This window comes from Nocardia sp. NBC_01377, assembly GCF_045040005.1.
GTDB classification, from domain to species: Bacteria; Actinomycetota; Actinomycetes; order Mycobacteriales; family Mycobacteriaceae; genus Nocardia; species Nocardia noduli.
Window position 1 is genome coordinate 8,234,193 of the sequence record NZ_CP109566.1, and the last position, 19,142, is coordinate 8,253,334.

Sequence of the window (19,142 nt, forward strand, 5' to 3'; positions counted from 1 at the left end):
GCGGCCCGCTCATTCGAGCATGGCCACCGAGGCGATCCGGTGCAGGGTGAAGTGCCGGACCGTACCGGTCACCGGGTCCAGCGCGTCGAGCTGCCCGTTACCCACTTTCAGCGGTTCGACCACGCGCTGGGTCGCGACGCCCTGGGCGTCGACGTATCCGATATTCACCGACCGCCGCACCCTGGCCGCCAATTGCAGTAGTGCCAGGGTCGCGGCGGTACTCGTTCTTGTGCCGTCCGTGCGCACCGCCTGCCCGGACCGCGCGCCCGCCGCGCGATCGCCCGCGCGCAATTCGGCGACGAGCAATTCCAGCTGTTCGGTACTCGGCGCGGACGGCCGATAGGGTCTGCGCGCCTGCGGGCGCACCGAGACCCGGGTGCCGCGCGGGCGCAGATCCACGATGACACCGGCCGAATCCTCGCCCGCGGGCGCGAAACCCGCCGCGCGCAACTGTTCGAGCACCTCGCCGAGCGGGGCCTGGGCGATGGCGACCGTCGGCGCGATGGCCCGCAATGCCAGCTCGACCGCGACGGGGGCGGCGAGTACTTGCGCGAGGAGCGCGGGATCGTCGCTGCGCACGAAGGACTGCGCCATCCCGACCCGGAGGCGGCCGTGCCTGCGCGCCACATCGTCGATCAGATAGGTCAACGACTGCGGTACCGGCGTACGCGAATACGTCCCGAACAGCGCGTGCAGTTCGGCGGCGGTCATGCCCGCGTCGAGTGCGCGCCGCACCGAGGTCTCGCCGATCCGGTAGACCGTCGCCGCGCCCGCGGATTCGACATCGGCCACCAGCGCGATCCGCGCTCCGAGTTCCGGAACGAGCGGGCCCGGGGCGATCACCGTCAGATCCGCTTGGACGAGAACGTGATCCACCGGCTCCGGCAGTGCCGAGGCCATGGCGGTCTCGGCGTCGGCGGCGTTGGTCGCCGCGCCGTGCAGCAGCGACCGCGCGGGCGAGGCCAGCGCCCCGCGTCCGACGAGTCCCAGTTCCGCGGCCTCGCGCAAGGTGTGGCCGACCGCCTCGTGGCGGAAATGCCTGCGTCTGCGCGGCGCTCGCCAGGCGAGCACCCTGCCGATATCGGTCGGTTCGAGCGAGGTGCCGGACGGATATTCGGCGAGCAGACCCACGATGTCGCGACGATCGCGCGGCGCGTGCGGATTGCGCAATTCGATCGACAGCGCGGCGAGCGGTTTGTCGTTGGCGTCGCGCATGCCGATCATCCACGGCATCCGGTCCATCGCCAGCCAGGCCAGCGCCAGCGTCACCCAGCGGCGCGCCGGGGTGGCTTCCAGCCAGCTGTCTGCGGCCGGGGTCGGCGCCCAGAAATCGTCGGTGGTGTCGACATCGGGCGTCGGCTCGGGCAGACCCTTCTCGATCAGATCGGCGGCGGCGAGCAGTTCGACCAGCAGACCCGCGCGGTTCTCCTCCACGCCGACCTGTTTGGCGATGCGCCGCAACTCCCGCACGCCGAGCCCGCCCGCCCGCAGCGCGGGAGCGGGGAGTTGACCCAGCGATTCGATGATGCCCGCGCAATGGCGCAGCAACTCGCCCACCTCGCCCGCCGCGACGGCGTTCACCTCCGCGGGGGTGTATTTGCCCGGCTCGGGTTTGGGCGGCACCAGATTGTGCGGATGGGTCACCGGCTCGCGGCGCAGCACCTGGCCGACGGTGACGGGCAGTTCCACCGTCTCGTCATCGATCCAGTGCAGCAGCCTGTGCGTCAGCAGTTGCTGGATGGGGCGGTCCGCGGGCGTGCCGGGTGCGGCGTCCCTGGTTCGTCCGCGCGGGCCGGTCGTCGCCAGTTTGTCCAGCAGTGCTCGTTCCGGCGGGGCGAGTTCGGCCAGTGCCGCGACGATCTCGGGTTCGGTCAGGGCGTCGGGGAGTTCGGTGGTGCTGCCGAGCGGCCACGGCACCGCCTCCGCCGCGGCGGGCACGAGGTGCAGATCGTCGCCGTCGAGCCAGACCAGGGCGCGTGCGGTCAGCCGTTCCAGGGCCGCGTCCAGCGCCGTTTTGGTCACCCGGCCCGAGAGCGCGGCCCGCAGGGCCTTGCGGGTCAGCGGTGTGGCGTCGCCGACGGGACGGGTCGTGCCGTGGACGGTGAGCATTTCCACCACGGCGAATTCGAGTGTGTCGAGATCCTCGCTCGCCCGCAGCACCGAGGCGCGCTGTTCGGCGCGTGCCCCGAGCACCGTCATCGACGAGGGAAGCGGCACAGCCAGATCGGGACGCAATTGCAGCAGGGCGACCAGTTGAGCGTCGGTACGCGCGCTCAACCACCCGGCCAGCGAGTCGGTGGCGGGCCGCGCGGGCTTACGCCGCGCTGCCGTCACTTCCTCGCGCCCGGTGTCACTGTCCTGCGGCGCGATGCCCTGCGTCGTACCGGGCGTGCCCGACGAGTTACCCATGTGCTCCCGAGATCGGTCGTCGTATCACCATTCGATTTCGAGACTAATGGAACCGGTCCGTCGATCGGGGTGCCGGGACGAAGTCGCTCGGGTCGACGCGCATGTCAGAATGGTGCCGTGGTGAACAAATCGAAGAAACCGTATGTCGACAACGGGTGGCCTCAACTGCCCGACGGTGATCACGCCGTCACCGAACTCTCGTCGACTCGCTCCGGGAATCTCTCGCCCTACGGCGAGGACACCGAATTTCCGCTTCCGGCCGATCAGCTGCCTTACGTGCATCCGCACACGGTGATCAACCGCTGATCTCCGGGCCGGAAGGTTCCGCAGATACGAATAAGGCCCCCGCATCCTCGAGGATGCGGGGGCCTTATTCGTAGGCGGGTTACTGGGGGAGGAAGCTCTTGTTGGCCTGGAAGAAGTCGACGACGTGCGGGTCCAGCTGGGTGCCCTTGCTGGCCTGGAGGAAGTCGAGGGCCTGCTGCGGGATGACAACGCCCTGCTGCTGCACAACGGCGATCGCGCGATCGACAGCCTGGAAGACTTCCTGGTTGGTGTCGGCGGCCTGGACCTGCGGCGCGGACGGCGTCGGGTTCCAGCGCGGGGCTTCGGACGAGGGGGCCGAGCGCTGGGTGGGGCTGCTGCTCAGACCGAGGGAGGAGGAGCAGGAGGGCCAAGCGCCCCAGCCCTGTGAGGCCAGAACCTTCTCGGCGACGACGATCTGCTCTTCACGGCTCGCCTGGTTGGCGCTCGCCGCGTACTCCTGACCACCGTGGGAGCTCCAGGTGCTCGGCGAGAACTGCAGGCCGCCCTGGAAACCGTTACCGGTGTTGATGCCCCAGTTGCCGCCCGCTTCGCACTGCGCGAGGCGATCCCAGTCGGAGTCGGGAGCCGCGCTGGCGTTTCCAGCGAGGGCCACACCTGCGGTGCCGATGATGGCGCCGGTGACGGCGACCTTGGCCACGGTGCGACCGGTGGAACTCGGCTTGCGATGGCGTCCACTCATATCGGGTGTCTTCCTCTCGTCCGCACCTGCGAGAGCCTCGCTCGGGTTCGGACTGAGAGGTCGTCCGTCCCGCCCCCACCCCTGATTTCCGTCGGGGTCCGGTACCCGCGGGGTGAGGTTCGATGCGGCGGGCCGGTGGTGCCGGGGCTTGCCCGGCTGAGATAGACGGTACGACGATCGCCGCGAAAAATCACTATTTGGTAACCGGCGTGTACGAACAGGTCTCGACACGGTATCGATGCGTGACAGAACGCTTCCGCGCAGCTAGGAGGGGTCGGGATCACACCGTTGACCGCTCTACCGGGTCCGTGACACGATCGTTATGTGACGAGGATCACATAATCGATTCGGCGGGTGGCGGCTCGGGTACCCACGCCCTGCCGTCAAGGGTCACCGGGAACGGCGACCGGACCACAGCGCGAAGAACACGCCGAGAATGAAACCGATCGGCGTCAGCATCGCGGTGAGATACAGCCACAGCGCCGGATCGGAATCACTCAGGATCGGCGTCAGGAAAATCGCCACGATCGCGAGCAGTCCGATCCCGAACAACCCGAGCGGCACATACAGGAACCGGTCGCCGGAGCGGCGCGGCCGAGGAGGCTGGGGAGGCGGTGGCGGCGCGGAAGGGTTCGTCACCCCACGACCGTAAAACTGATGTGCTTCGGCAATAGTCACCGGGGTAGACTCGAATCAATCGCGTCCTACACGTTTGTGGGGCGCTTTCTTTACGCAAGCTGACAGGACTTTCGCGGCGACAACGCCCGCGAACAGTTCCGCGCAGACGGATGTGCTCGGGCCCACGCGGCCCGGGTTTCGATGACGAACGGGTGAGCACAGTGCCGACCGGCAGGGTTAAGTGGTACGACGTCGAAAAGGGCTTCGGCTTCCTTTCCCAAGACGAGGGGGAGGACGTCTACGTCCGTTCGTCCGCGCTGCCCGAAGGCCTCGAAGGTCTCAAACCGGGACAGCGCGTCGAATTCGGCATGGCCGCAGGCCGTCGCGGTCCCCAGGCACTCAGCCTGAAACTGCTCGAAGCGCCGCCCTCGGTGCGGGCCGGGCAGGAACGCGACCGCGGCGTCCGCAAGGAATCCACCCAGCCGCGCAAGAGCCCCGACGAACTGCACGGCTTGGTCGAAGACATGATCACGCTGCTGGAAACCAAGGTCCAGCCGGACCTGCGCCGCGGCAAATACCCGGATCGCAAGATGACCCAACGCATCTCGGAAGTGGTCCGCGCGGTCGCCCGCGAACTGGATAGTTGATTTGGCGGCTGTGATTTTGGCGGCCGGGGCCGCGGGTTCGCGGCCCTTCTTGTCTCGCGTCCGAGCGGTCGATACTCGCGACTTCGTCGCATTGTCTCGACCGCTCGGACGCGAGACGGCCGCGAACGGGCGCTCGTAAGACTCGCGCCGTGCGGGGCTGGGGTTGGGTGTTGATGCGCTATTCGGGGGTTTGCCGGGCGGGTGGGGTGTGGATGGGGCCGGGTTCGTCGTTGCCTTGATCCTGCGGTGTATCCCAGTCGGACGGCATGGGTGTGCCGTGTCGCCCGCGAGCAGCAGTCCGGCGCGTGGTGGTTGGGGTGCGGCGGTCAGACCGTGCTGATCGACCAGGCGGCGTGGGGGACGTAGAACTCGCGGCCCGTTTCGTCTCTCGCGAGGATCGGGAGTTGCAGTTCGACGCCTATCAGGCGCAGGTCGGGGGCGGGGCGGGAATCGATGGTGATCGCCAGGGCGCCTTCGGGGTAGTCGTGGCGGCTGACCACCTGGTCGAGTTTCTCGCCGGTGGGGGTCACGTAGACGAGTTGGGCGAGCCAGGGAGCCTCGGCGACCTTCTTGGGCAGTGACAGTTGCAGGGGGTAGCCGGGGGGGACTTCCAGGTCGACGGTGCTGCCCTGTCTGCACTGCGCCGCGTCGGGGGCGCAGGGGAGGCCCGCGAATACCGTGCCGTCGGCGTCGGAGGGGCTGCGTGGCAGAACCTGGCAGTCCCGCATGGTGACGGCGCAGTAGGCGAACGGGGTCACGTCGACGGTGCGGCCCTTCGCGTAGGCGGTGAGCTCGGGGGTGTGCTCGGGCGCGTCGCGGACGGTCACCACCAGCACGGCCACCGTGGTGGCCACGACGACGAGCAGTGCCGCCGCGACCAGCGCGAGAACTGTGCGGGTATTCGGCTTCGTCACGACCTCGCCTCGCTTGCCGCGGCGCACGTCGTCGGCTCGCTGCGCTCACTCACAGAGGGGCTCTCCCGTTCCTCGTTGGATCCGTGTGGTTGTCGACCGTTCGGCCTGCGGTTCGGTGGCCTCGTGACGGTCGGTCGGCACTTCCTGCTCGGCGTGCAACGGACGGTGTCCGCCGAGGCCGGGCAGCAGGGAATGACCGCGGTAGCTCACGAAGGTCTGAATAAGGCCGAGGGCCAGTATTCCGGTGACCACCGCGAAACCCTTCCAGTACTCGGTCGGCAGCAGCACACCGGCCGCGCCGCCGACCACCCAGCTGAGCTGGAGCACGGTTTCGGAGCGACCGAAACCGGAGGCGATCGACTCCGGCGGCAGATCGTCCTGGATCGACGCGTCGAGCGAGACCTTCGCCAGCGCGCTCGCGCCCGCGGCCACCAGTGTCGCCACCGCGGCGCCGAGCAGGTTGTCGGTGAACACCGCGAACAGCGACACCGCCGTGCACGCCGCGGTGCAGCCGAGGACGATCAACTGCGGACGGCCGAGTTTGAGCCGCGCTCCGGTCGCGTTACCCGTGAAATTGCCGACGGCCGCCGCCACACCGACGACGCCGAGCATGGTGGCCTGGTGCCAGCCGCCGTCGCCGGTGGCCTTGGCGACGAAGGCGACGTAGAACATCAGGAATCCGGTCAGCACGCGAATAGCGCTGTTACCCCAGAGTCCGGTGACCACGGCGCGGCCGAGCGGCTGTCGGCGTTTGCGCGGCGGCACCGCGGACGGGTCGCCCGCGGCGAGCACCTCGGTCGTCGAATCGTCGCCGCGATAGCTCAGTGTCGTCGGCACCTCGCCTTCGGTGACCTCGACCCAGCTCGGGATACGCAGACTCAGATAGACGCCGGTGACGGCGATGATCGCGGCGAGCACGAGCGCTCCGGTCGACCCGGCGATCGAGGCGGCCAGCGCGGCCAGTGCGCCCGCGCCGATGGTGCCGCCGACCAGGCCGAACACGGTCAGCCGGGAATTGGTGCGCACCAGATCGATATCGGGTGGCAGCACTCTCGGCGTCACCGCGCTCTTGAGGACGGCGAACGATTTACTGCCGACCATCATGCACAGCGCGAGCGGATACAGCGCCCACGAATCGATCTGGAAGATCAGCACCACCGCGACCACCACGCGGACCGCGTAGGAACTCGCCAGAGCCAACCTTCGGCCGCGTTGCAGCCGATCCAGCAGCGGCCCGATCACCGGCGCGATCAGCGCGAACGGCGCGATGGTGATCAGCAGATACAGCGCGACTTTCGATTTGCTCTCGGCGGTCGCGCTCGCGAAGAACAGCGTATTGGCCAGCGCGACGGCGATCGCGGCGTCGAGGGCGAAATTGGCCATCGTCGCGTAGGTGAGCGCGGTCAGGCCGGATTTGTCGGCGCCGTCGGCCTTGGCGGCGCGCTGGAAGGTCGCGAAACCCTTCTCGGTCAGTTCCCGGCCGCGCATCGCGGCGACCCTGGTGACCGTCAGCTTGCGCGGCATCCGTTGCGGGTCGGGCGTGCTCTCCTCGGTCGGGGTATCCAGCGGCCGCGTCGGAGCGGGCCGGGGATGTTCCGACCCGCGCGCGGGCTCCGGCTTGCCGGGGAAGACGTTGCGCGGTGCGGCGGCGTCTTCCCGACCCGTCGCGGGGAGGCGACGGGTCTCCACGCGTGGATCAGGCGCGCGGTGCGGCTCGCCCGCCGCGGGCGGCCTGCGGCGGGTGTTGCGTTCGGGGTCCAGCGGCGGTAGCGGTCTGCGGTTCGCGGTGGCGTTGGGTGGCGGATACCGGTCGAAACCGGGGTGCCGTTCGATCGGGGGCTCCTCGCCGTCCCACGGACCACGGGCGGGACCGGAGGGTTCGCGGGGAGTAGTCACACCGTCAATTCTGGACCATCGGCCCGCGGCGGTCTTCAGGCCGTTGGCGTGAGTGTCGCGAAAGTCGCGTCCGGTGTGAGGGGCGCGTCCGATGACCCGGGACACATTCGGTGGCTGCGGCGTTGTGCGGCAACACGATCCCGGTCAGACGGGCATGAAACGCACTTCGAATACGGTCGGCCAGTACTTGCCGGTGATGAGGAACCGGTCGGTGCCCGGCAGCTGCGCGATGCCGTTGATCACGTCGGTTCGCGCGCGTTCGGTGGGCGAGAGCAGACCCCGCGCGTCGATGACGTCGAGCACCTCGCCGGAGTCGGGATCGATGCGCAGGATCCGGTCGGTCGGGTAGTCGTTGGCGTAGACCGAACCGTCCTGTGCGCAATCGAGTTCGTTGAGGTGCGCGCCGTCGCGATCGCGCAGGGTGACGGTTCCGATCGGCGCGAAGGTCTCCGGATCGCGGAAGGTGAGCGTGTCGGTTCCGTCGCTCATGACCAGGCGGCCCGCCCTGGTGCACAGCCCCCAGCCCTCACCCTCGTAGGTCACCTGTCGGCGCACCGCGAGGGTGACCGGATCCCTGGCGAAGGCGACACGGTCCTTCCACGTGATCTGCCACAGCGTGTCGCCCGCGCGGGTGACACCCTCGCCGAAATACGGTGCGGGCAGTTCGGCTCGCGCCAACTCCGCGCCGGTCTCCAGATCGGTCGCGCGTACGCCCGACTCGCCCGACATTCCGGTGCTTTCGTAGAGGACTCGCCCGTCCACTTCGAGCCCCTGGGTGAACGCCTTCGTGTCGTGGGGCATGGTGCCGACGACCTCGATGCGCAGCTGCGGAGGCTCCTCGTCGACACCGCCGCAACCTGCCACCGCGAGCAGACAGACCAGGACTGGGACGGCCAACGAACGCCGATTGCGTTCCATACGGCAAAATGTAGGCCGTGAGCGCAGTTTCTGTTTCGGAGCCCGGTGTCCGGCCGATTCTGGCCGATGCCGTGGACGTTGCCCGTCGTGCGCTCCTGGCGTTGGAACCAGCGGGGGTCGGCGCACATCTCGGCGTCGCCTCCGAGGACGACAATGCCGCGACGCACCGCTTCGAGGCCACCCTGCGTGGCTATCGCGGCTGGCAGTGGGCGGTCGTGGTGGCCGCGCCGCCGGGCGCCGACTACGCGACCGTGAGCGAATCGGCGCTGCTGCCCGGCCCCGAGGCGCTCGTCGCCCCCGATTTCGTGCCGTGGGAGCGGCGCGTCCGCCCCGGAGATCTCGCGCCGGGCGATCTGCTCGCCCCGCCCGCGGGCGATCCGCGCCTGGTCCCCGGCTATATCGCGACCGGCGATCCCGTGGTCGACGAGGTCGCGCTCGACATCGGCCTCGGCCGCACCAAGGTCCTCTCCCTCGAGGGCCGCGAGGAAGCCGCCGAACGCTGGTACACCACCTACGGCCCCGACACCGAGATGGCCAGGGCCGCCCCGTCCACCTGTGGGCTCTGCGGCTTCTACGTGCCGCTGGCGGGCGCCCTGCGCGCCGCCTTCGGTGTCTGCGGCAACGCGATGGGCGCGGACGGTCACGTGGTCCACACCGAATACGGGTGCGGAGCGCATTCCGATGTGGAGGCGCCGACCGGCGGTGGTTCGCCGCTGTACGAGGCGTACGACGACGCGGCCTACGACGTTGTTTCCGTGGACCCGTCGCGTGCTCGGTCCGCGAACGAGGACGGCGATGTCTCGTCCGTCGCGAACGCGTCGGGTGATGTCGTCGTGAGCGACACCGCGCCCGGCGATTCTCTGTCGACCGGGTCGGCGTCCGTGTCGAGTGACATCACCGCGACCGAGGGCGCCGAGACCTCGGCCGATTCGGCGTCAGCCGTTGTCTCGTCACCGTCCGGGTTCGCGCCGTCGATGGAGGCTGCGGTCGCTACAGGTGTCGCGCCTGCTACGGATGTCGAGCCCTCGCCGGAGGCCGAGTCGAGCGATACGACGTCGACCGAAACCGTGCGTACCGACAACGGCGAGATCGCCGTTGCCGTAGATGATTCGTCGGGGGATACCGGAGCGCGATCCACACAGGATGCCGCGTCGGGCGATCTGTCCGGTGCGGGCGTTTCGGCGGACCCGGGCCGACAGCGGTCCGAGGCGGGTGAAGAATCCGCCGATGACGTTGCGCTCGAGGCGGATTCGTCGCGTTTCCACTCCTCGCCGCAGAGTTGAGCGAGGTGGCCGATCCGTTCGGGTCGGAGCGATTGAGGTCGGCGGTGCTGACGGCGTGGCGGGATTCGCCGACCAGGTTGCGCGAGGACGCGGCGACCGAGGCGGATCTGGTTCGCTCCGGATACCGTGACCGGCTGCTGACCGAACTCGCCCAGAACGCCGCCGACGCCGCGGCCGAGGCGGGGGTGCCGGGCCGCGTGTCGGTGCGCCTGGACGGGCGGACACTCCGGATCACCAATACCGGTGCGCCCCTCGATATCGAGGGCGTGCACTCGCTGACGGCGCTGCGGGTCTCCGGCAAAGTTGATCCCGACGTATCGGTCGGCCGGTTCGGTGTCGGTTTCACCGCAGTCCTCTCGGTCAGCGACGACATCGAATTGCGCTCGACCACGGGCTCGTTGTCGTTCTCGCGCGAACGCACCCGGGTCGCGCTGAGTGACAACGGGATTCGCATGCCCGGTGAGACCGCGCCGGGTACGGGCGATGTCGAACCCGGTTTTCTGCCGCCGGTCCTGCGCCTGACCTGGCCGCTGTCCGATCCGCCCGCGCCCGGCGCGGACACCGAGGTCGTGCTGCGGTTGCGTGACGAGGTGGACGAGCGGGCGCTGGTCGAGTCCATGCGCGCCGAAGCGGTCGACCTGCTGCTCGAACTGCCCGCGCTGCAAAGCATCCGGATCGGTGACGACGAGATCACCAGTGCGGTAACCGATCTCGGCAACGGCTTGCAGGAATTGCGGATCACGGTCGACGGCGAAGCGCCACGGATCTGGTGGCAGTTCCGCACCGCCCCCGCCCGCTGGCTGGTTCCCGTCCGCAAGGGCAGGCCGGTGGCCGCCGCCGACGACGTGCTGCGCGCTCCGACCCGCTCCGACGAGGATCTGTCGCTGCCCGCCCTTTTGGTCGCCGACATCCCGATGCAACCCGACCGCAGGCGGCTGCTGCCCGGTGCCCGCATCGCCGAATTGGCCGCCGGATACGCCGATTTCGCCAGGGCTCTGCCGCGCCTGGACCGCCTCGTCCTCGTCCCCACCCCCGGTTTCGCGCGCGGCGAGGCCGACGCCCTCCTCCGCGAGGCCGTCATCGCCGAACTGCGCAGCAATGCATGGCTCCCCGTCGCCACCACCACCCCCCGCCCCACCGCGCCCACATTCGACTGGGACCCCCTCGACTTGCCCACCCCTGAGCCCACCGGCTCGGAACCGCCGCCGACCACCCCCGGCGCCAATGGGCACGCCTTCGGCACGGACACCCAGCCGCCCACCGCCGCCCACCCTGAAGCGTTCGACAACGGAACCGCCCCCGACTTCACCGCCATCCCGACAAGGGCCAGCGTATTGACCGGACTGAGCCAGGAACTCGCGGCTCTGCTCGACGATATGGTCGGCCCGCTGGTGATTCCCGAACTGTCCCGACCGGCGCACACCGAGGCGCTGGCGGTGCTGGACGTGCATCGGCTGGGGCTGGCGCGGCTGGCCGAGCTCTCCGGCGGCCTGGAGCGGAAACCGGACTGGTGGCGTGGACTGTACGACGCCCTGGAACCGTTCGTGGCCGATCCGTTGGCGGCCGAGGAATTGGGGGCGCTCGCGGTTCCGCTGGCCGACGGCCGGGTGGTCACGGGTCCGCGCACCGTCGTACTCGGTGATCGACTCGACGTCGCGATTCCCCTGCATTGGGCGCGGCTGGTCCATCCCGAGGCCGCGCATCCGCTGCTCGCCCGGCTGGGAGCGCGCAGCGCGACGCCGGAAGATCTGCTGAACGATCCCGGATTGCACGCCGAGCTGGAGGATCACCCGGACGATCCGGAGATCGCCGACGCGATCCTGTCGCTCGCGGCGCGTGCCGAGGCGCGACTGTTGCCGTCCTGGCTGGGGCTGCTCGAATTACCCGATACCGACGGCGACCTGCGGCCCGCCGACGAATTGCTGCTGCCGGGCGCGCCGCTGTACCCGCTGCTGCCCGACGACACCCCGCTGGGCACCCTCGCCGAGGAGATCGTCGACCGGTACGGCGCGCAGGCGCTGCGCGCGATCGGCGTCGGCTGGGATTTCGCCGTCGTCGTCGAATCCGATCCGACCGGACCCGATCACGATCTGGACGACGAGGAATCCTGGTGGGCCACCCTGACCACGGATCCGAGGGAGTTCGCCGCGGTCCGCGATCTGGATCTGGTGGACGAGGTCGCCTGGCCGGACGCGCTACTCGAACTGGTCTCCCAGCCGGAGACGCGGCGTCTCGTGGCCGATCCGGACGGCTACACCGCCTGGTGGTTGCGCAGGCACGCGCGCATCCACGGCACCCGCCTCGGGCTCTACCGGCATCCGGCCGATACCGAATTCACGGGTCTGCTGCCGGAATTCACCTTCGACGGTTTCACACAGGCCGATCTCGACGGTCTGCGCGCGGTGTTCGTCGACCCGGCCGCCATGACGACGGATCTGGCCGAGGCATTGCTCGAAGCGCTCGCCGACCGGTCGAAAACCCCTGCTCCCGATGTGGTCGCGCACGCGCATCGTCTGCTCGCGGCGGCGGTGGCCGACGATCGCCTCGATCTGTCCGATCTCGACCTGCCCGAACGTGTCCGCGTCCTGTCCGGCGAGGCCGCCGACCCTGCCGATGTCATGGTGCTCGACCTGCCGTGGTTCGGTCTGGTCGTGCCGTCACGGCGGCTGGTGCTCGGCGGTGCGGACGGCGCATCCGCGCTGGCCCGACTGCTCGATCTGCCCTTGGTCTCGGAGTCGGTGACCGCGGAGGTGGTCGGTGCGGGTCGCCGCACCTCCTGGTCGGCCGAACCGCTCGGTGTCGTGCTGCGCCAGCTGTTCACGCTGCCGCCGCAGGACGGCGAACTGGTCGTCCACGACGATCTGACCGTTCGCCTGTCCGGCGCGGTGACCGCGACGATCTCGGTGCCCTGGTGGCGCGATGGCGCGACCACCCACCTGAGCGTCCCGCGCACCGTGTCATCGGCCGACGAGAATCCCTACGCCGTGGAATAACTCGCGAGCATGCCGCTGAGCAGATCCAACTGTTCGCGCACCGCTTCGCTGTCGTTGTCCACCAGCCAGCGCAGCACGGCCCCGTCGATGACATTGAGGGTGAATCGGCTCAGTGTCGGTATCGGGGCCGTCCACTGGGTCGAGGTGGCTTCGCGCGCGTGATCGAGAATATCGGCCACGGTCGAATCGTTGAATGTGTACTGTTCGCGCGCGATAGCGATTTTCGCCGGGGTCTGTTCCCCTTCGCGCAATGCGTAAGTGGTGGTTTCGTAGGTGAGTAGTTGTCGTTCCGGTGTGGCTTCAATGTTGAGCCACATGAGTTCGAGTCCCGCGCGCACCAATCTTTGAAGCGCTTCTTTTCCACTTCCCGCGTCCTGCCATACCGTTTCATCGGCGTCGACGGAATCGCGTAATTCCATCGATAGCGCTTTGACCAGCTCGGTCATCAGCGCGTCCTTGTTTTCGAAACAGTAATGCACCACACCGAGCGAAACGCCTGCCGCCTGAGCCACATCGCGCGTGGTCACACCGGCAACGCCCTTTTTCTCGGCAAGGCCGATCGCCGCCTCGATAAGGTGGGCCCGTCGTTCTTCGACGCTCAATCGGGAGGACACCTGTGCGAGTTAAGCGTCCGGCGCGCGCGCAGTCAATTCGCCGTGACCAGAAATCTCGACTGGACGTTTGTCCAGTTATGTGGTTCGCTGCCATCCGGATGAAGGAGACGCGTATGCCTGTGTCACGCAGAACCGTTCTGGCCCGCACCGTCGCGGGTTCGGCTACCCTTGCCGCGGTCGCTCTGCCCGGCGCGACCGAGATGTTCGGCGCGACAGCGACGGCCACCCCCGCGACGGAGGCCTATCGAATCGGACTCGGCATCTCCGATCTCACCGGCCCGGCCGCCGAATGCGGGATGATGGGCTACTCGCAGTTGGAACAGACCACCGCCGGAATCCATTTGCGCCCGCGCGCCCGCGCCTTCGTCATCGAGGCGTCAGGCCGACGGATCGTCTACGTCGTCGCCGAGAACGGCATGATCTTCCAGTCGGTGCACCGCGGCGTCATGCGGGTACTCGCGCGCCGATTCGGTGATCTGTACACCGAGCGGAACGTCATGCTGACCTCGACGCATTCGCACGCCACCTGCGGCGGCTCCAGTCACGACTACGCCTACAACCTGTCCATTCTCGGTTTCCAGCAACAGGTTTACGACGCCGAGGTGAACGGTATCGTCGAGGCGATCGAGGCGGCGCACGCCGATCTGGGACCCGCGACACTCGCGCTCGGCCGCGCCGAATTGCACAACGCGAGCGTGAACCGCTCCAGGATCGCCTTCGACCGCAATCCGGAATCGGACCGGCGATATTTCCCCGATGCCATCGACCCCGCTGTGACCGCGCTGTCGATCGTCAAGGGCGGCAAGCGAGTCGGCGCGATCACCTGGTACGCCACGCACAACACGTCGATGAGCAATTCGAATCGCCTCATCAGCTCCGACAACAAGGGGTACGCTTCCTTCGCGCACGAACAAATCGACCACGGCATCCGATACCTGGACGGCGCACCGGATTTCATCGCGGCCTTCGCCCAGACCAACGCGGGCGACATGTCCCCCAATCTGAATCTGCGCCCCACCTCCGGCCCGACCGAGGACGAGTTCGAGAACACCCGCATCATCGGTGAGCGGCAGTACGAGGCGTCGAAGGACGCCCTCGCATCGGCCCGGTCGATGGCCGGTCCGGTGGACGCGCTGCTGTGCTACATCGACCTCGCCGATATCGCCGTCGACGGACGTTTCACCCCGGACGGCAGATCGGGCCACACCGCGCCCGCCGCCGCGGGCGTCGCCCTGATCGCGGGCAGTGTGGAGGATGGTCCGGGTCTGCCCGGCCTGCCGATTCCCGAGGGCGTGCGCAATCCGTTCCTCGAGGCCATCGGCGATCCGACCGCGCCCGCGCCTGCCTGGCTCGCGGATGCCCAGGCGCCCAAGGCGATCGTCGCGCCGCTCGGTCTGCTGCCGCCCGCGCCGTGGGTGCCGAATGTGGTGCCGATCCAGATCATGCGCATCGGCGAGCTCTATCTGGCGGGTGGTGGCGGCGAGTTCACCATCGTCGCGGGCCTGCGTATCCGGCGCGCGGTCGCGGCGGCGCTCGGCGTCGACCAGGAGCAGGTGCTCATGCAGGGCTACGCCAACGCCTACCACGAATACGTCACCACACCAGAGGAATACGACGCGCAGCAGTACGAAGGCGGCTCGACTCTGTTCGGCCGCTACACACTTCCCGCCTACCTCCAGGAATTCACCAGGCTGGCAACCGCTTTCGCGGCCCGCGCGACGATCGATCGCGGGCCCGCACCGCGCGACATCTCGAATATGCAACCGAATTTCGTGCCCGCTCCGGGGCCGGACGCCACGCCGCCTGGCCGCGCCTTCGGCGATGTGCTGAGCCAACCGGCCGCCGCCTATCGGCGTGGCGAGCGGGCGGCGGTGGAATTCGTCTCCGCGCACCCGAAACACAATCCGCGGCGCAACGCCACCTTCCTGGAAGTGCAGCGGCGCACCGCGTCCGGTGGCTGGACGCGCGTCGCGAACGAAGGGGAGTGGGCGGTGCGCTACCACTGGAGCAAGCGGGCGGCGGCCGAATCGGTGGCCGGGTTCACCTGGGACATCCCCGGTGAGGTCGAATCGGGACGCTACCGATTCGTGCATTTCGCCGACGCGCTCGGCACCGACGCGACCCTGCGCCCCTTCACCGGAATCAGCGACGAATTCGAGATCGGCTGAGCCTGGGCGGCACTACAGCCCGGTCTGCGCGCCCTTGTCACCGCGACGAGCGCCGCGGCGCTGGATCAGGAAGATCGTGGTGCCGAGCAGTCCGACGGCCAACCCCATCAGGCACACCGGACGCGCCGATTCCCACTGGTCACCGCCTGCGAACACCACGATCGTGGCGATCAACCACAGGGCGCTGCCGACCGCGAGCACGGGACGCGGGTCGGTCAGGCGCGGCGGGATCTGCGGGACTTCGGGGGGCACCGCCCCAGCCTAGCGTCGGGAACCGGCGTCCCCCCGTCGGCCGGTCCCGTATCGTTTCGGTCTGTGACAACGCCATCGGATGTTCGAGCTCTCGCCGGTGAACTCTCACTGGCGGTGGTTCGGCTGACGCGACATTTGCGGGGTCGGCGCGCCGACGCACAGATTTCGCTGACCCAACTTTCCGCGCTCGCCACCCTGAATCGGGACGGCGCCATGACACCGGGGGCGCTGGCCGCGAAGGAACGAGTCCAGCCGCCGTCGATGACCAGGGTCATCGCGTCGCTGACGGATCTGGACCTGGTCGTGCGCAAACCGCATCCGACCGACGGCAGGCAGATCATCGTCTCGCTCTCACCCGCGGGCCGCGCGCTCATCGCCGACGAGGCGAGCGCGCGCGAAGCCTGGATGACCGAACAGCTCTCCACCCTCACCGACGATCAACTGGTGGTGTTGACCCAGGCGGTCGGGATCATGAAGCAGATCGTCACGGAATCGGAGTAGCGCGATCAGCGCCCGCCGAAGGCCTGATCGCTCTCGACGATGTCCTTGCCGAGCGGGAACAGCGACAGCGGGATGAATTTGAGATTCGCCCAGCCGAACGGGATTCCGATGATCGACACGAACAGCGGAATGCTGGTGAGCAGATGTCCCAGCGCCAGCCACCACCCGGCGAAGATGAACCAGATGATGTTGCCGAGCATGGACCCGGTGCCCGCACCCGGTTTGTCGACCGTTGTGCGCCCGAACGGCCACAGCACGTATCCGGCGATCCGGAACGAGGCGATCCCGAACGGGATGGGCACGACCAGGAAGAACAGCAGGAAGCAGATGATACCGGCCAGAATGTAGCCCAGCGCCATCCAGAATCCGGCGAAGATGAGCCACAGGATATTGAGGACCAGCTGAATCGGCTTCATAGGATCCAGGGTACGGCGAAATCGCCGCCGCGCTCCGCGCTGCTCCCGGCGGTTCCCGCCGTGTTCAGAAGAACCAGCCGAGTTCGGCGTCACGCTCGGACGCGAACGCCGCATCCAGCGCTCGCACCCGATCGGTGTCCTTGAATCGCAAGCGATTCGCCGCCGCGAAGGCCCGCGCCGGGTAGGCCCCGAGGTAGAGCCCGCCCAGGACATCGATGCCGAGTTCGATATCGGGTGTCCGGCCGGTCGGCGCGCATTCGGCTTCGCCGTCGCGTACGCGCAGCGCGAAGACCCCGCCCGCGTCCCGGAACGGATCGGTGACCGCGAGTACCACGTCGAGATCGCCCCGGTAGGCGCGGGCGGTGAGCGCGGCGGGCACGTCCATCAGACGCATCCACAGGCTGTCGGTGCGGTCGTGGGTGGTCACCAGACGCGAATTCGTCAGCAGATAGGGCAGCGGGTCGTTGTCGGAGATTTCCGCCTCGATGCGGGTCACGATGTCCAACCCGAGCAGAGCCCGCCACAGTGCGGCGTGCGCGTCGGAGGTGACCGCGCGGAATTCGAGCACACGGACGTTCGTGTACTGGCCCCCGCGGTGGTAGCGATACAGCGCGTAACCGTCGGCGTGCAGCAGCGCGAAGAAGGTCGTCTCGCCTTCGCGCCATTGCGGCGGATCGGAGAACCGCTGCGCCCAACTCGTTTCCGGGCGCAGCTGCGCTCCCGGCGTCTGCCTGCGCCACCGGTCGTAGATCGACTTCACCTGCTCGGTGACGTTCTGCGGTACCTCCACCGTGACCCCGCCCGGGTCGGGTGCGCTCGGCAGGAATTCGGCGAATCGCCGATCGATGGTGATCGCGTTGTGCCGGACTGTCGGCGCGTAGCCGAAACGTCCGTAGATGGTCGCGCGGCTCGCCGTGAAGATGGTGACGGGCAGTCCCGCCGCCTCGGTCCGCCGGTGCTGTTCGGTGTACAAGGCCCGCAGAATTCCGCGCCGCCGATGCGTCGGCGCCACCCCGACCGCCGAGATTCCGCAGGCGGGGACGGTCCGTTCACCGGGAACCGTCAACGTCATCCCCATCGACGCGCTGTGACCGACCACGCGCTCACCTTCGACGGCGACCAGCGAGCCCTCCAGCGGGAAGATCGGCGCCGACTGCCGCCGCTCCGGCGGTTCGTACCCGAATCCGAACGACACCGAAGCGAGCAGCGCGATCCCGGCCTCATCGTTCTCGGTAGCCGAGCGGATGGTGATTCCGGAAACCAGAGTCATGCCACGACCATGCCACGCGCGGTCCCGGCCGGGCACGTGATTATCGCGTCCTGGCGCGTCGCGGGGCCGCGACAGGACCTGCGGCACGACGGGTGAGCGGGCCCGGCAGGATGTAGCGGTGGCCGAAGTGATCGATATCGAGGATCCCGCAGACGGGAGGGTGGACGACTTCCGTGATCTGTCCTCCGCGGACCGCAGACCGGATCTGCCCGGCCGCAAGGGGCTGGTGATCGCCGAGGGGGTGGTGGTCGTGCAGCGGATGCTCGAATCGCGGTTCCGGCCGAGCGCGCTGCTCGGTGTGGGGAAGCGTTACGAGCAGTTGGCCGAGGATCTCGCGGATGTCGACGTGCCGTACTACCGGGCCGATCCCGAGGTGATGGCCGAGGTCGTCGGATTCCATTTGAATCGCGGGGTGCTCGCGGTCGCGCCGAGGCCGGAGGCGTTGCGCGTGGACGAGGTGCTCGCCACGGCGCGGACCGTGGCGGTGCTGGAAGGTATCAACGACCACGAGAATCTGGGCTCGATGTTCCGCAACGCGGCCGGATTGGGCGCGGACGCGATCCTGTTCGGGGATCGCTGCGCGGACCCGCTCTACCGGCGTGCGGTCCGGGTCTCGATGGGGCATGTGCTGCGGGTGCCGTTCGCGCAATTGCCGACCTGGCCGGATGGGCTGGAACTACTTCGCGCCGGGGGGTTCCAGATCATCGCGCTCACCCCGAACCCGGCGGCGGTGAATCTCGCGACCGCCATGACCGGGCAACGGGTGGCGCTGCTGCTCGGCGCGGAAGGGCCGGGGCTGTCCGAGGAGGCGATGGCCGCCACCGATATCCGGGCCAGGATCCCGATGTCGCCCGGCACCGATTCGCTCAATGTGGCGACGGCCGCCGCGATGGCGTTCTATGAACGAGTGAGGTTGTCGTGAACGACAGAGGGGCCTACGAGCCCTATCGGCCCTATCCGGAGTACCGCGATCCGACCCCGTGGGCGGCGGGAATCACGGTCGCGGTCATGGTCGCCGTGCTGTCCGCCGCTGCCGTCTATTCGTTCGGCGAGGCGTTGGCCCGCGTACACCCCGTCCTGTCGGTACTCGTCAATCTCGTCGCGGCGGGTGGAGCCGCGCCCACCGCGTGGCGCTGGCGCACCACCCCGGTCACCCGCTGGGTCATCGCGGGTGTCGCGGTGGGCGTGGTGCTCGCGTGGTTCGCGCTCGTCGTCACGGGTCTGTCGGCACTCTAGG

Annotated in this window: 18 protein-coding genes; 8 read left to right on the forward strand and 10 right to left on the reverse strand. The window is 68.6% G+C overall.

Going from position 1 to position 19,142, the window contains the following annotated elements:
* Positions 1-9: 9 nt before the first annotated feature.
* Positions 10-2,409, reverse strand: a complete 2,400-nt coding sequence (locus OG225_RS37930) for a helicase-associated domain-containing protein (RefSeq protein WP_405179482.1) — start codon at positions 2,407-2,409, stop codon at positions 10-12.
* A 117-nt stretch (positions 2,410-2,526) separates the two neighbouring features.
* Here OG225_RS37930 and OG225_RS37935 point away from each other — a divergent pair, with 117 nt between their 5' ends.
* Positions 2,527-2,715: a hypothetical protein gene (locus OG225_RS37935; RefSeq protein WP_109525275.1), complete on the forward strand. Its 189-nt coding sequence runs from the start codon at positions 2,527-2,529 to the stop codon at positions 2,713-2,715.
* A 79-nt stretch (positions 2,716-2,794) separates the two neighbouring features.
* On the opposite strand, the gene OG225_RS37940 is transcribed toward OG225_RS37935, so the two are convergent.
* On the reverse strand, positions 2,795-3,415 hold the full coding sequence (locus tag OG225_RS37940; RefSeq protein ID WP_216915921.1) for a transglycosylase family protein: 621 nt from the start codon (positions 3,413-3,415) through the stop codon (positions 2,795-2,797).
* 390 nt (positions 3,416-3,805) lie between these two features.
* Positions 3,806-4,054, reverse strand: coding sequence for a hypothetical protein (locus OG225_RS37945; RefSeq protein ID WP_405179483.1), 249 nt, complete (start codon positions 4,052-4,054; stop codon positions 3,806-3,808).
* 200 nt (positions 4,055-4,254) lie between these two features.
* On the opposite strand from OG225_RS37945, the gene OG225_RS37950 reads away from it, so the two are divergent.
* Positions 4,255-4,680: a cold-shock protein gene (locus OG225_RS37950; RefSeq protein ID WP_216915927.1), complete on the forward strand. Its 426-nt coding sequence runs from the start codon at positions 4,255-4,257 to the stop codon at positions 4,678-4,680.
* A gap of 326 nt (positions 4,681-5,006) precedes the next feature.
* On the opposite strand, the gene OG225_RS37955 is transcribed toward OG225_RS37950, so the two are convergent.
* From OG225_RS37955 to OG225_RS37965, 3 genes are all read right to left on the reverse strand, one after another.
* A complete protein-coding gene (locus tag OG225_RS37955) occupies positions 5,007-5,594 on the reverse strand; it encodes a DUF2771 domain-containing protein (RefSeq protein WP_216918204.1) in 588 nt (195 codons plus the stop codon).
* A 45-nt stretch (positions 5,595-5,639) separates the two neighbouring features.
* Positions 5,640-7,490, reverse strand: a complete 1,851-nt coding sequence (locus tag OG225_RS37960) for an MFS transporter (protein ID WP_405179484.1) — start codon at positions 7,488-7,490, stop codon at positions 5,640-5,642.
* Between the two features lie 144 nt (positions 7,491-7,634).
* Positions 7,635-8,408: a glutaminyl-peptide cyclotransferase gene (locus OG225_RS37965; RefSeq protein WP_405179485.1), complete on the reverse strand. Its 774-nt coding sequence runs from the start codon at positions 8,406-8,408 to the stop codon at positions 7,635-7,637.
* Positions 8,409-8,425: 17 nt separating this feature from the next.
* Here OG225_RS37965 and OG225_RS37970 point away from each other — a divergent pair, with 17 nt between their 5' ends.
* Together OG225_RS37970 and OG225_RS37975 are read left to right on the forward strand one after the other, a co-directional pair.
* Positions 8,426-9,691 carry a DUF3027 domain-containing protein gene (locus tag OG225_RS37970; protein ID WP_405179486.1) on the forward strand — a complete coding sequence of 422 codons (1,266 nt, stop codon included), beginning with the start codon at positions 8,426-8,428 and terminating at the stop codon, positions 9,689-9,691.
* A 5-nt stretch (positions 9,692-9,696) separates the two neighbouring features.
* Positions 9,697-12,684: a sacsin N-terminal ATP-binding-like domain-containing protein gene (locus tag OG225_RS37975; protein WP_405179487.1), complete on the forward strand. Its 2,988-nt coding sequence runs from the start codon at positions 9,697-9,699 to the stop codon at positions 12,682-12,684.
* Here OG225_RS37975 and OG225_RS37980 read toward each other — a convergent pair.
* Positions 12,669-13,286: a TetR/AcrR family transcriptional regulator gene (locus tag OG225_RS37980; RefSeq protein ID WP_405179488.1), complete on the reverse strand. Its 618-nt coding sequence runs from the start codon at positions 13,284-13,286 to the stop codon at positions 12,669-12,671. The genes OG225_RS37975 and OG225_RS37980 overlap by 16 nt on opposite strands.
* Before the next feature lie 125 nt (positions 13,287-13,411).
* On the opposite strand from OG225_RS37980, the gene OG225_RS37985 reads away from it, so the two are divergent.
* Positions 13,412-15,466: a neutral/alkaline ceramidase gene (locus OG225_RS37985; RefSeq protein ID WP_405179489.1), complete on the forward strand. Its 2,055-nt coding sequence runs from the start codon at positions 13,412-13,414 to the stop codon at positions 15,464-15,466.
* A gap of 12 nt (positions 15,467-15,478) precedes the next feature.
* Here the strand turns inward: OG225_RS37985 and OG225_RS37990 are convergent, their stop codons facing one another.
* Positions 15,479-15,718, reverse strand: a complete 240-nt coding sequence (locus tag OG225_RS37990; protein WP_405179490.1) for a DUF2530 domain-containing protein — start codon at positions 15,716-15,718, stop codon at positions 15,479-15,481.
* A gap of 63 nt (positions 15,719-15,781) precedes the next feature.
* Between OG225_RS37990 and OG225_RS37995 the strand changes: the two genes are divergently transcribed.
* Positions 15,782-16,219: a MarR family winged helix-turn-helix transcriptional regulator gene (locus tag OG225_RS37995; RefSeq protein WP_216912100.1), complete on the forward strand. Its 438-nt coding sequence runs from the start codon at positions 15,782-15,784 to the stop codon at positions 16,217-16,219.
* Between the two features lie 5 nt (positions 16,220-16,224).
* On the opposite strand, the gene OG225_RS38000 is transcribed toward OG225_RS37995, so the two are convergent.
* Positions 16,225-16,635: a YccF domain-containing protein gene (locus OG225_RS38000; protein ID WP_109525283.1), complete on the reverse strand. Its 411-nt coding sequence runs from the start codon at positions 16,633-16,635 to the stop codon at positions 16,225-16,227.
* A gap of 64 nt (positions 16,636-16,699) precedes the next feature.
* The gene (locus OG225_RS38005) at positions 16,700-17,905 is read right to left on the reverse strand and encodes a GNAT family N-acetyltransferase (protein WP_405179491.1); all 1,206 of its coding nucleotides are present in this window, start codon (positions 17,903-17,905) and stop codon (positions 16,700-16,702) included.
* Positions 17,906-18,023: 118 nt separating this feature from the next.
* Between OG225_RS38005 and OG225_RS38010 the strand changes: the two genes are divergently transcribed.
* Entirely contained in the window at positions 18,024-18,827 is an 804-nt protein-coding gene (locus OG225_RS38010) for a TrmH family RNA methyltransferase (protein ID WP_405179492.1), read from the forward strand.
* Positions 18,824-19,141, forward strand: coding sequence for a DUF2537 domain-containing protein (locus tag OG225_RS38015; RefSeq protein WP_405179493.1), 318 nt, complete (start codon positions 18,824-18,826; stop codon positions 19,139-19,141). The genes OG225_RS38010 and OG225_RS38015 overlap by 4 nt, the downstream gene beginning before the upstream one ends.
* Position 19,142 lies beyond the last annotated feature (1 nt).

Bases quoted from the DNA above. Each gene is read 5' to 3' on its own strand.
- OG225_RS37985 (WP_405179489.1), top strand. From the start codon at position 13,412: ATGCCTGTGTCACGCAGAACCGTTCTGGCCCGCACCGTCGCGGGTTCG.
- OG225_RS38000 (WP_109525283.1), bottom strand. From the start codon at position 16,635: ATGAAGCCGATTCAGCTGGTCCTCAATATCCTGTGGCTCATCTTCGCC.
- OG225_RS38005 (WP_405179491.1), bottom strand. From the start codon at position 17,905: ATGACTCTGGTTTCCGGAATCACCATCCGCTCGGCTACCGAGAACGAT.
- OG225_RS37940 (WP_216915921.1), bottom strand. From the start codon at position 3,415: ATGAGTGGACGCCATCGCAAGCCGAGTTCCACCGGTCGCACCGTGGCC.
- OG225_RS37965 (WP_405179485.1), bottom strand. From the start codon at position 8,408: ATGGAACGCAATCGGCGTTCGTTGGCCGTCCCAGTCCTGGTCTGTCTG.
- OG225_RS37930 (WP_405179482.1), bottom strand. From the start codon at position 2,409: ATGGGTAACTCGTCGGGCACGCCCGGTACGACGCAGGGCATCGCGCCG.